Raw genomic sequence first — 11281 nt, 5'->3', positions numbered from 1 at the left:
ATGCCGCCGCCTCGCCAAGGACTGGGAGGCCTCCATCGCATCCGCCGAAGCATGGCTCCTCATCGCCTCCATCAGGCGAATGACACGCCGCATCGCCAAGATCGAATTATGAGTCGGGCTCTCAGGATGGATTGTCCCATCCCAAAATCTTATGGAGACTAGGGCGCCGGGATCGCGTCGTGAGCCTAAGGTCGATTGTAAAGCCAGATTCCAGCGTCGCGGAGCGGGTCGACTGAGTTAAGGCTGTAGATCGTTGCATACCCGGTCTAGTAGCCGGTCGGCCTCGACTCATCGTAACCGTCGGAGCATGCTCCGTCGAATTCCGCCTTCAGGGGTTTCGGCCAATGACGGACCGGCTGGAAATGACCGTTATAGACTTCGAAGCCCTGCTAAGCGCGACGTAGGCGTTGCACGCGTTCAAGGATCCGGCATCGAGCACGACCACCCGCTCGGCCTCAAGCCCTTTGAGCAACAGAGTGCTGCCAATCCCCATGGTGGGCACGTCGCGACCTTTGCTGCGTTTGGCTTCCCTGACCTCGAGGACCGCGGCCTTCAGATCACCGTCTTCCGTCGTGCGACGCATTCCGTCTATCATGACGTTCAGCAGGTCTGGACGATATACGTTCCGGCTGGATTCCTTGCTCCAGGATTCAAGCACCCGAGCCAGGTTGCCGTACGTGACGTTTCGAAGGGCGACCAGGAATGCGTGTTCCGCGTCATTTTCTGGCGTGGCGGTTCCGGCAATGATTTGGTCAAGTCGACTTGCCAAGGTTTCGTCGATCCCGGACATTACTGACCCTGCGAACCTCAGCACCGCATACAGTCTATCGAGGTTCGTCTTGCCTCCGATATCGTGTGCTGCATCTCTCACTTCAGGCATATCGGCACGCTCGACGACCTGTACGCCATGGTGGGTCTTTGCGAACGCGACCCGGGATTCAGAGTTGGTCGCGCTGCCCACGATAAGTGACGATGGCGTCGACATACCTTTTAGCATGGCCATAGCATCAGCCTCTGCCGCATCCTGCTGAGACTGGTCGACGGCCTGCTTCCAAATCAGATTGGCGGGAGCGGTTGTCAGATCGACGCCCGCGCCGCGCTCGAGCCCATCTCTTATCGAGAGGATCCAGCGGCCGAAGTCCGCCTCTCCCTGCCTGATCCAGCGCCATGGCTCGTCGAGCGTGGCGATAAGGGGGAAGGTCGTCAGCACCTCTGTGTCCCAATCGGGAAGGGGGCCAGCGAAGTCGAAGATGCGCTGCAGCGGATCGCCCAGGACGCAGCATGAAAGGCGCTCGGCGATCGCCACGACTAGGCGATGCTGGTGGTTGTCGCAGTCCTGATATTCGTCGACTATCACCCGAGAATACGATGCTCGCAGGATGGCATCGAGGGCGCCTGACGATACCGCGCGGATCGCCGCCTGCCGCAGCGCTGGATAGTAAATTGCCGACAGGTCCGGACGCAGGCCCGATAGCTCGGGGTATGACGACACAACCTGAAGGCACCATCCGTCAAGGGTCGTTACGCGAGCCTTCGTCGCCGCGACCTTCGCACGCGTCATCCGCGAGCGGAGGGCGCAGACACCGGCGTTGGTATGTGTCAGCACGAGCGCGGGCTTGTCGTCGTTCCTGGCGACGGCCTGCACGATGGACTCTGTCTTCCCACACCCGGCAGGGGCGACGATCGAGCCGCGGCTGATCGACAGGATGTCAGGCGTCGACATGGGGCTAGGCCGCCGCCCAGGCGCGTAGATCGCCGATGATGACGGGCACCGTTCCGGTGCAGCGATCGAGGGCTGGCGCGAGGATTTCACGTCCGACCCGCTCACCGAGCGTCACGTTCTTGAACCAGCCGCCTTTCTTCGCCGCCGCGCCAAGATGCTTCCGTTCGGCTGTGCCGAATCCGATCAGCGTATTGAAGGCGTCGCTGTCGAGGGTAGCTGATTGGACACGCAGATGGTTGTTCACCTTATCCTTGCTGTTTTCCTCGATCGCAATTCTGACGAGCTTCTCGATTTCTCCATCGGGGAGTGACAGGCACAGCGCTTGCTCAGTTGATAGGCCTGCATCCCAATGGAACTGGGTGACGCCGGCCGCCGTCAGCGCTTCGAGCTGATCGGTAGTGAAAGGCTTGTCGCAGTCACGCAGGAGAGCGGTTCGATACCCAAGGCGAGCGAAAGCGCATGCGCGAGCGATCATGCTGTCGCCGTTCCCGTCCGCGAGCGCGGCTCCATGAGCGGCCAGCGTCGGCAGATCGGACTCGTCGCGGTGCATGTCCATGCCGCGGAGAAGGCCAATTTCCGTCGGTCCTTCGCAAACGACGACCTGCGGTGCGAGAAAGGCTTCGGCGCAGGCACGGAATGTTTTTTGGCTATCTACGCTTCCGTCGGTTCTGGTCATGATCACCTGACCGGATCCGTCGTCTGCGGCACGCCAGATCTGGGCGGCTGATAGCTCGCGAACCACAACCGCGGAGTGGGTGGTGAGGAAGACCTGCCGCGTCGGCGTGGCTTTCTTGCTGCCCAAGGTGTGCAGCAGGCGGATGATGCGGTGGGGTTCGAGACCATGCTCGACCTCATCGACGATCACGAAGGGGCTGGCCTCCCCGGCGGCAGCCTGCAGACCGGCGATAAGCAGCCGGCTGCTCCCCACGCCGAGATTGCGCAGGGGAACCCCTTCCTTGTCATGCAGTGCGATAGTACCGCCGGAGAAGCTGATACCGTGCGCGTCGAGAAGCGCGGTCGCCTCGAGGGCACCCAATATGCCGGCCTTTTCCGCGACAGCGTGAACGATGTCGAGCGCGTCCTGAACCTGGGCAAGCGCGGCAGTTCCGAACTCCGCCCTGGCCTTGCGCGCGGCGTCGGCGAGCGCGCCGCCAGCCCCGGACGGGATTTCGGCCAGCTTGTTCAGAATGGAGCGATTGCCCCAGGCCAGGTGATGGCTGGCATAGACACCCAACCTTGTTGGGGCGAGATTCTTGCGCTCGGCAGGCGGGACCTCGCGCGTGGTGCCATCCGCATCCGCCCGATCGGAATACAGGCTCCATCGCGGTTCGAGATCCTGATCGACGGTCAGACGGATCGTGACTACGTCTTCGAGCCCGACTCCGGGTTCGTCGGACAGGACACCCGTGGCAGCATGCCAGCCGCGATGCATGACCCCGTAGCGGTCGATGTCGAGCAGGGCGTCCGGGAGGTCGCCAATGGTAACCCGAATGTCGACTGGCTCGGTAACATCGAGCTGCCAGAAGTCGGCGTCGGAGAAGGTCAGGTTGCGCCGTGGCGCGAGCGCCAGTTCGATCGCGTCGAGGAGCGTGGACTTTCCCGTATCTCCGGCGCCGATAATTGCGTTGAGGCCGGGCAAAGGCGCCCAGATCGCCTCACGCACTCCGCGAAAGCGTCGCACCTCAACCTGTCTTATCGCCGCCATCATCCCCCCCCCGATCCATCGCCGACGGATCGGCATCTGCATCCTTTAAGTATCTATTGCAGAACAATTACTCAAGAACGTCGAACTGACATTGGCCGTCTCCCAATTCTCTTGGGATTGCTGTCATCGCGTTCGTGCCGATCAAAACTCAAAGCCTGTCCGTGAACTTCGTTATGGGGGGCGCCCAATCGCCTTTTAAGGTCGCACGGGTCTCAGGCAGCGTTGAGACGAAGCATGGAGAAGAGTCCTGGATCCCGGACTCGCTGGATGCGATCGTCCCACGCGAACTGCTTCGCGGACCGACGTACCGAGCCGTCAGCGGCGGTAATCACGATCTCTTTCTCGTCCCGGAGAAAGGCGAGCTGGCTGTCGACGATGTCACCGACGACGGGCGTGTCGTTGCACCGTGATGCGAAGATGGCCTGCTTCGTCAGCGGAGCGTCGTCGCGGATGGCGGCGGCATGAATGAGCCGGGGCAGCTGGTCGAGCACGGCTGCTTCCGACCGGCTTCGTGCATTATCGTTGAAGCCGAAGTCGAGGACGTCCTCGCACACGTCCACCCCGGGGATGAAGCCCAGCGCATTGAAGCCGGTCCGACCGAAGTGCTCGAACGTATTCTCCAGCCCCCAATGGATCTTGCCCATCTCCTCTCGCGCCTGGTGATGCTTGGAGAGGTGAACCAGCCAATAGTCCCGATTCGACTTTTCGGGGTGGATGAAGAAGGGCGTATAGAACGCCGCTCCCGTTCGGGCCTGGATGTGCCCGTAGACGGTGTTCTGAATGATCCGCTTCCAACCCTTCTGCTGCTTCAGGGCGATGAGGGCTCGAATGTCGTCGCGGCCATAGTCGATTGCGGTCAGCGCGCGGAAGTCGGACATCTTGTCGCTCAGCAGATTGACCAGGCTGTCGACCATGAACGTGAGAATCACCTCCGGATTGGCGAGCTTGCCCATGATCTCCCGGATCGTGGCGAACGTGACGTCGCTCCAGCCATACTGATCCAGGAAGAACAGCGAACGGTGGGCGCGACCCTTGTTCTGAATGCGCTCGATCACGCCCGGGCAAGCTGCCTCGAAGGTCGATGTGATGATGCGGATGTCCTTACCGATCCGGGCACCGTGACCGCGACGATGCAGCTGGTCGCGTAGAAACTCCACATGATTGGGGTTGTCGTCGATGAAGACGAAGTCCGCCTTGATCTCGAAGCCGAGGACGCGGGCAGCATCGAGTTCAGACTGCGCGCGCTCGACGGCCGCCAGCATCCGAAGGGGCGACCCGTCGACTTCCATATTTTCCAGGATATATCGGCCGCCGCCGCAGAATCCGTCCACGATGGTGAGGTTCAGCGCGCGCTTGAGATGATTCCGGGTTAGTGTCCGTATGTACGCGGCGATGTACCGATCGAACACTTCATGCTTTGCGACGCTGTGACGTCCCAGCTCAGGCAGTGCACCACCCAGAATCCAATCGTAACTCGGACGCTTCCCCATCGTCGTGATCTCCCGCACGACCTAAGGTCGGCATGGCGAATATGGGTAGCATGCCGCTGAACTGTCCAGCAGAATTACTTGACGGGCCTGCTTTTCGACACGTTCGACGTCCATCGTCGTTGCATCGTGAGTCGCAATGTGGCAGATTCACCTTACGTTCTATGGGGCGCGCCGACGATGGCTGATGGCAGTGCGATTGAGTGGACCGACGCTACGTGGAACCCAGTTACGGGTTGCACGAAGATCACGTCTGGCTGCGACAACTGCTACGCCGCTCGATTTTCCGAGCGTTTCCGTGGCGTGCCGGGGCATCCGTTCGAATCCGGCTTCGATCTGACGCTTCGGCCCGAACGATTGAAGCAGCCACTGTCGTGGAAGCGATCGCGGATGATCTTCGTGAATTCGATGAGCGACCTGTTCCACAAACAGGTACCGCGCGAATTCATCGACCGCGTGTTCGACACGATGGAAGCGGCGGACTGGCACGTGTTTCAGGTCTTGACCAAGCGCAGTTCGATCATGCGCGACTATCTGAAGCGCCGGTACCGGAACGTGGCGCCCCCAGCCCACATCTGGCTGGGCGTTTCCGTCGAGGACGGGCGCGCGAAGGGAAGAATCGAGCATCTTCGACAGGCGCCTGCAGCAGTGCGCTTCCTGTCGATCGAGCCGCTGATCGGGCCGGTTGGCCCCATGTCCCTGGACGGGATACACTGGGTCATAGCCGGCGGTGAAAGTGGGCCGGGGGCGCGGCCGATGCACATCGATTGGGCACGGGAGGTGCGCGATCAGTGCGAAGAGCAGGAGGTGGCGTTCTTCTTCAAGCAGTGGGGCGGCATCCGCCCCAAGACCGGGGGGCGTGATCTAGACGGTCGTGAATGGAACGAGCTTCCCGCGCCAGTGGCGTCCAGGGCGGCCTGATGCGTCCGGACCTGGCCAATTATGCGGGTCGGGAGCAGGCCTATGTGAAGCACCATTTCCTCGCCGACTATGTCGAGCGGCTCGTGTTCAAGGTGGCGAGCGCCTACAAGGACGTGGTCTACATCGACGGCTTCAGCGGCCCGTGGAAGGACCAGGGGCAGAGCTTCGAGGACACGTCGTTCGGCATCGCGCTCGAGGCGCTGCAGAAGGCTAAGGTCGAATGGAAGCGGATCAGGGGCGTCGACGTCACCATGACCGCATTGCTGGTGGAGAAGGATTCCGTCGCCTTCCGCAGGCTGGAAGAGGTGAGGGCTTTATATCCGGGCATCAACATAAGGACGTTCAACGGCGAGTTCGTGCCGCAGGTCGAAAATCTGATCAGGGCGATACCGCCGCGGGCGTTCACCTTCGTGCTGATGGATCCCAAGGGCTGGAAGATCGACATGAATGCGGTGGCGCCGCTTATCCGCCGCGACAATACCGAAGTCGTGCTCAACTTCATGTTCGACTTCATCAACCGGTTCGCTTCCATGGAACAGCCGGCGATCCAGGCTGGCCTCGATGCCCTGCTGCCCGGCACAGACTGGCGTCAGCGGATCATGGCATGCAAGTCGGATAGCACGGAGCAAGGCGCCGAAAGCCGGAAGGACGTGCTGACGACTGCGATCGTGGACGTCATCCGGCGCCTTGGCGGGTACCAGTATGTCATGGAGACGCCGGTCCTCTATCCGACGAAGGATCGCACCTTCTATTCCTTGATCTACGCGACCCGGAGCAAGGTCGGCGTCGAGGTTTTCCGCGAATGCCAGCATGACGCGCTGAAGGCGCAGGATCTCGTTCGTGATCAGCTCAAATCCGACAGGCGGGCCGCGGCGACGATGATGAACGACATGTTCGCCGGCGTGCCGACAGGAAATGAATTTGCCACTCGATGGATGGCCGAACAGGAGTCCGCCGCCCGTAAGATGGTAGCCGACGTGGTGCCTCAAAGTCCGGAGGCGGTGCGGTACGGCGATATATGGCCCCAGGTGCTTGCTCACCATGGCATTCGAAGGCGTCGACTCGGACGGCTAATGGCCGAGATGCGCGATCTTGGCCAAATCAATTTCCTGGATTGGGGGCCGCGGAAGCAGGTCCCGGACGACGACTATCGGGTGACACGCTGACCGTCAGGGCCGGGACGTCCAGCTGAATGCTTACTCCGAGGGTTGACTGGGTCGTGTTCAGGTCGCGAATGGCACGAACGCACAATGGCAGGGGATCAAGAAGCGGGTGCCGCAGGATCGCCTTCAACGGGACGTCCCGGGTCGCCATAATGGTGGCCGGCAGGACGACACCCCAAGCATGAATTTTGTCGGACGGGTAGTGATACCAGGTGGCATTGCCGATCTGGACAACCGCACGAAGCCCATCGGGCGCTAGATACGCCTGGATGACGACGGCCCGGTCGGCGGATCGAATGGCGCTGTCCTGCCAGATCGATCCGCGCTCCAACCGGGCCAGGAATGCCTCGACCGAGGTTCCGGCGGCGTCGAGCGCCGCCAGGAGTACGACGGGCAGATCGATATGCCCGTGACGGACGCCGCCGGAGGCGGCGTCCGGAGGCAGGCGGTGGGCTGGAGTATCGCTCATCCAACCATCGCCTCAGCCGAGGGGCGGCCGATCGGCCGGGAGACCGTCGGCCGGCAAATCGGCGGGACGCCGCACTAAGGTGGGATCCTGCATGATCAGGGCTATCAGGTGCTGGCTGAGCGCCTGCGACCCAGACTTTTTCGCCATTTCACCCCACGCGCTCCATCGGTGCATGCGGCCGTTGAGCCAGCGGTATAGGCGATCTTGCGTCGCGCGGTCGGGGCAGGTGACTGTCCAGATGGTGCGCGCCATCGGGATCACGTCGTCGGGATCACGGTGCAGCATCGCGACCCGATGCTGGCGCCACCGGTCCTCGCGCACGATGGCGTATGGGTATGCTGCGCAGGGGCCGTCAGTCGCCTCGTAGGTGTCGCGATCGCATTCCCTGGGCGAGTCCGGCGGACCGAAGACTTGAAGGGCCTCGGCCCCGACCGGAATGGCGGCGAGTTCGGGCGGACGGGTGGCGAGGAGCAGGCGCACCACTGATGCGCCTTCATTTGTGGCGCCCGCGCCGAATGGACCGGGGGCTGGCTTGAGCAGACCTACCGCCTGCAGCCAGTAGGTGTGCCACCGATAGAATTTGTCATTGCCACCATACAGACCGACCACGTCTTCGCCGAACGGCACGATAGGGCCGGTCTTCGACGCCATGATCGCGAGGATCAGCTCTAGCCCCTCGTCGACGATCTTCGAATTCTCGGTGCTCATCTGAAGGCGACCGCGCCAGAGCGCCTCCCGCAGCGTGCGCCATTCCTGCCCGTGCTCGTCGACGATAACGATGCCCTGATACCGGGGCTTTACGGTCCGCATCCAATGGCCCCAAGGGAGCCTCGGATCGTGCTGGATGTCCGCGCCGGGGATCATCGGTCGCTCTCCAGGGCCTTCAGTTCCGCAGCGAGATCGGTGCAGATGTCATACAGCGTCTTCGCATCACGATAAGTCTGGCGGATGCCGAGACGCTGCGCCTCTGCAGCGTGCTTCGCGTCGTCAGGGACCAGATCGGTCAGGCCATTGCAGACGGTCCCGACCCACCACAGGTCGTCATGATGGTGGGTGTTGCCCCGGACGTGGCAGATCGATCTGCTCTCTGGGCCGCGCTGGTCGCAGGGCGCTGCATAGTCGAGTCCACCAGGGACGGAGACGACATCCGGGGGAATGGCGTCCGCCTCGTATCCATAGAGCATATGCCCCTTGGGTAGCCCGACGTACGCGCCGAGGTGCCCGCCGTGTTCGCGGCGGATGATGCAGCAGTATCCAGTCACCCGGTCGGTCCACGCGATCTTGTCAGGCTCGACGCGCCACGGTCCCGCGTTGGTCGGCTGTATCGCCGGCTCATGATAGGCGATGTCCATGCGCTGGCCGCCGATCACGACGTCGCTTCTGGTCGATGCCGCCGGAGCGGACTTCTCGCGCTTAGCCATGGGACCCTCCCGCGACGGCGACGGCCACCCAGAGCCCGCCAGCAACGATGCCGCAGCCGACGAGCAGCATGAAGATCACGGCTGCAAGCAACGCCGTGGCACTCATTGCCCCGGGACCCCGCGGGATCGTCAGGACTTCACGACAGGCGTTGAAAGTGGTGCCTATCGAGCCGCAGCCGGCGAGGGCTACGCCGATGCCGAAGACGAAGAGCGGATCGCTCACCACTGAACCTCTCCTGAAACGAAGGGCTGCTGGTGGCCACGCGCGGACTGCCACCAGTCGATGCTCGACAGCGTCGTCTGGTTGAGCAGCGCACCGCGCTCCGCCAGCCACGTGCTGCCGACCCAGATGCGGCATTCGGGGTCGAGGGAGACGAAGGGCTCGCTTAGCGCCTTGAGCAGCATGATTGACCCGAGAGGGTCGCCCTGACGAGCGGAAAGCGCGGCGCAGCTGCCACCAATCTCATAAGCCAGGCCGAGCATCATGCCGTCGAGCTGGAAGTACGCCGCGGCGAGATCATTCCAGGTGGGGGCGAGCTCGTCCTCGGCCAGAGTCGTGAGCTCGGCGATGAGCGCCGGCGGCGCCAGGCGGCTGACCGAGATGATGGAGACGACCGCGGTTTCTACGATCTTTGCTTCGACGAAAAAGTCGGTGCAGGATAGCGTGCGCCACCAGCTCAGCGGGCCACTGCCCCTGTACCCGAGCGCCTCAAGCTGATCTTCGAGTGCGATGTTCCTCATCAAATTGACTCCGTTCAGGCGCCGGACTCAAGGCGCCGCAATCTGGATGAATGACGTATCCAGAAAACAAGGAACGTAGCAGGAACATTTCAGACTCATGCCGACCGTACTGAATTACAGGTCAGCGGAACGCCGCCGCCATCTTATGAGGGTCCGCGAAAAATATGCTTGTGTTAGATGCAGATAAGGCCCGGTCCGAAGACCGGGCCTCAAGCTATCGACAACTTATGGTGGGTACCGTCGACAACTTATGGGGTGTGCGACAATTTCCGGAATGTCTCCGCCGCCGCGCAGGCCAGTTTGTCGGCGCGTTCATTGTCCGGGTGGCCCGCATGGCCCTTTACCCATTTCCATTCGATCTGGTGGCGCTCGGCCGCCTCCAGCAGCGCCTGCCAGAGTTCGGCGTTCTTGACAGGCTTCTTGTCCGCCGTCTTCCAGCCGTTGCGCTTCCAGCCGTGGATCCATTTGGTCAGGCCGTCCATCACATAGCGGCTGTCGGTCGACAGCGTGACCGCGCAGGGTCGCTTGAGCGCGTTCAGCGCCTGGATCGCGGCCATCAGTTCCATGCGGTTATTGGTGGTCAGCGCCTCGCCGCCGGACAGTTCCTTCTCATGCGCGCCCGATCGGATCAGCGCGCCCCAGCCGCCGGGACCGGGATTGCCCTTGCACGCGCCGTCGGTGGCGATCTCGACCGGGGTCACAGTCCGGCCTTTCCGTCCCTATACGCCAGATAGCGCCGCCAATAGGCGAGCGGGTCCTTGCGCGTCACCAGCGCATCGGCCGGGGTATTCAGCCAGTCCCAGGCCCGCGACAGCGCGAAGCGGAGGCACGCGCCCATCGCCAGCCGGACAAAGGCGGCGCGTTCGCCCTCGGACAGCGGGAAGTGGCGTTCATAGCCCTTGACCAGCGATGCGCCGATCTCCGGCACATAGCTCTCCCCGCTCGCGTCGAAGCTCCAGGCGGAGTGCATGACGGCCAGGTCGTAGATGCGGAAATCGGTGCAGGCGAAGTAGAAATCGATCAGCCCCGTCACCCGGTCGCCCAGCACCAGCACATTGTCGGGGAACAGGTCGGCATGGATGACGCACGCGTCGAGCGCCTGGTCTTCCCAGCCGGTCAGCACCGCGTCCAGCGCCGCGTCCATCGCGTCGTGCAGCCCGGGCTGAATCCGGTCGAGATCGCGCCCGCATTGCTCGAACAGCGGCCGCCAGCTCCGATGCCCCATCGAATTGGCGCGGTTCAGGGGAAAGTCCGCCACCGCGCGGTGCATCGCGCCCATCGCATCGGCCGCCGCCAGCGCCTGGGCGGGGCTGGGGTGCGACAGCGACACGCCGTTCAGGAACTGGATCAGACAGGCCGGGCGGCCCGCCAGTTCCTGGATCTCGATGCCCTCGCGGTCCTTGATCGCGGGCGGCACGGGCAGCCCCTTGGCGGCCAGATGGTCGAGCAGCGCCAGGAAGAAGGGCAGGTCGCCCGCGGCCACCCGCTTCTCATAGAGCGTCAGGATGAACCGCGCGGCGGTGGTGTCGACCAGATAGTTGCTGTTCTCCACCCCCTCGGCGATGCCCTTGGCGGAGATCAACTGCCCGGCGTCATAACGCGCCAGAAACGCCGACAGAGCCTCTGCCGACACCTGCGTATAGACAGCCAT

12 protein-coding genes and 1 pseudogene are annotated in these 11281 nt (G+C 62.8%); 3 read left to right on the top strand and 10 right to left on the bottom strand.

Annotated features, from left to right (window positions below; translation table 11 throughout):
* A pseudogene (locus ABDV78_RS16665) lies at window positions 1-112 on the top strand (IS5/IS1182 family transposase); the annotation flags it as partial.
* 216 nt (window positions 113-328) lie between these two features.
* Here ABDV78_RS16665 and ABDV78_RS16660 read toward each other — a convergent pair.
* The 3 genes from ABDV78_RS16660 to ABDV78_RS16650 all read right to left on the bottom strand — a co-directional run bounded on the left by ABDV78_RS16660 (window position 329) and on the right by ABDV78_RS16650 (window position 4936).
* Window positions 329-1723, bottom strand: a complete 1395-nt coding sequence (locus tag ABDV78_RS16660; RefSeq protein WP_343528593.1) for a UvrD-helicase domain-containing protein — start codon at window positions 1721-1723, stop codon at window positions 329-331.
* A 4-nt stretch (window positions 1724-1727) separates the two neighbouring features.
* Window positions 1728-3470 (bottom strand): ATP-binding protein, encoded by a 1743-nt coding sequence (locus tag ABDV78_RS16655; protein WP_343528591.1) that lies wholly within the window; start codon window positions 3468-3470, stop codon window positions 1728-1730.
* A gap of 170 nt (window positions 3471-3640) precedes the next feature.
* Window positions 3641-4936, bottom strand: a complete 1296-nt coding sequence (locus tag ABDV78_RS16650; RefSeq protein ID WP_343528590.1) for a three-Cys-motif partner protein TcmP — start codon at window positions 4934-4936, stop codon at window positions 3641-3643.
* Between the two features lie 60 nt (window positions 4937-4996).
* On the opposite strand from ABDV78_RS16650, the gene ABDV78_RS16645 reads away from it, so the two are divergent.
* Both ABDV78_RS16645 and tcmP read left to right on the top strand, forming a co-directional pair.
* Window positions 4997-5836: a phage Gp37/Gp68 family protein gene (locus ABDV78_RS16645; protein ID WP_343528589.1), complete on the top strand. Its 840-nt coding sequence runs from the start codon at window positions 4997-4999 to the stop codon at window positions 5834-5836.
* Window positions 5836-7002 carry a three-Cys-motif partner protein TcmP gene (tcmP, locus tag ABDV78_RS16640; RefSeq protein WP_343528588.1) on the top strand — a complete coding sequence of 389 codons (1167 nt, stop codon included), beginning with the start codon at window positions 5836-5838 and terminating at the stop codon, window positions 7000-7002. Before ABDV78_RS16645 ends, tcmP begins: the two co-directional genes overlap by 1 nt.
* Here the strand turns inward: tcmP and ABDV78_RS16635 are convergent.
* The 7 genes from ABDV78_RS16635 to thrB form a co-directional block, all read right to left on the bottom strand.
* On the bottom strand, window positions 6938-7468 hold the full coding sequence (locus ABDV78_RS16635) for a hypothetical protein (protein ID WP_343528587.1): 531 nt from the start codon (window positions 7466-7468) through the stop codon (window positions 6938-6940). The genes tcmP and ABDV78_RS16635 overlap by 65 nt on opposite strands.
* 12 nt (window positions 7469-7480) lie before the next feature.
* Window positions 7481-8332, bottom strand: a complete 852-nt coding sequence (locus tag ABDV78_RS16630) for a hypothetical protein (protein WP_343528586.1) — start codon at window positions 8330-8332, stop codon at window positions 7481-7483.
* A complete protein-coding gene (locus ABDV78_RS16625) occupies window positions 8329-8889 on the bottom strand; it encodes a hypothetical protein (RefSeq protein ID WP_343528585.1) in 561 nt (186 codons plus the stop codon). Before ABDV78_RS16625 ends, ABDV78_RS16630 begins: the two co-directional genes overlap by 4 nt.
* Window positions 8882-9112, bottom strand: a complete 231-nt coding sequence (locus ABDV78_RS16620; protein ID WP_343528584.1) for a hypothetical protein — start codon at window positions 9110-9112, stop codon at window positions 8882-8884. Before ABDV78_RS16620 ends, ABDV78_RS16625 begins: the two co-directional genes overlap by 8 nt.
* On the bottom strand, window positions 9109-9630 hold the full coding sequence (locus tag ABDV78_RS16615) for a hypothetical protein (RefSeq protein WP_343528583.1): 522 nt from the start codon (window positions 9628-9630) through the stop codon (window positions 9109-9111). Before ABDV78_RS16615 ends, ABDV78_RS16620 begins: the two co-directional genes overlap by 4 nt.
* A gap of 248 nt (window positions 9631-9878) precedes the next feature.
* Window positions 9879-10331 carry a ribonuclease HI gene (gene rnhA, locus ABDV78_RS16610; protein ID WP_343528582.1) on the bottom strand — a complete coding sequence of 151 codons (453 nt, stop codon included), beginning with the start codon at window positions 10329-10331 and terminating at the stop codon, window positions 9879-9881.
* A complete protein-coding gene (gene thrB / locus ABDV78_RS16605; protein ID WP_343528581.1) occupies window positions 10328-11281 on the bottom strand; it encodes a homoserine kinase in 954 nt (317 codons plus the stop codon). Before thrB ends, rnhA begins: the two co-directional genes overlap by 4 nt.

The sequence above is a fragment of the Sphingomonas sp. genome (genome assembly GCF_039594485.1).
In the GTDB taxonomy this organism is placed as follows: Bacteria; Pseudomonadota; Alphaproteobacteria; order Sphingomonadales; family Sphingomonadaceae; genus Sphingomonas.
Note: the sequence above shows the minus strand (reverse complement) of the source record. Positions and strands in the feature narration are given on the sequence as shown.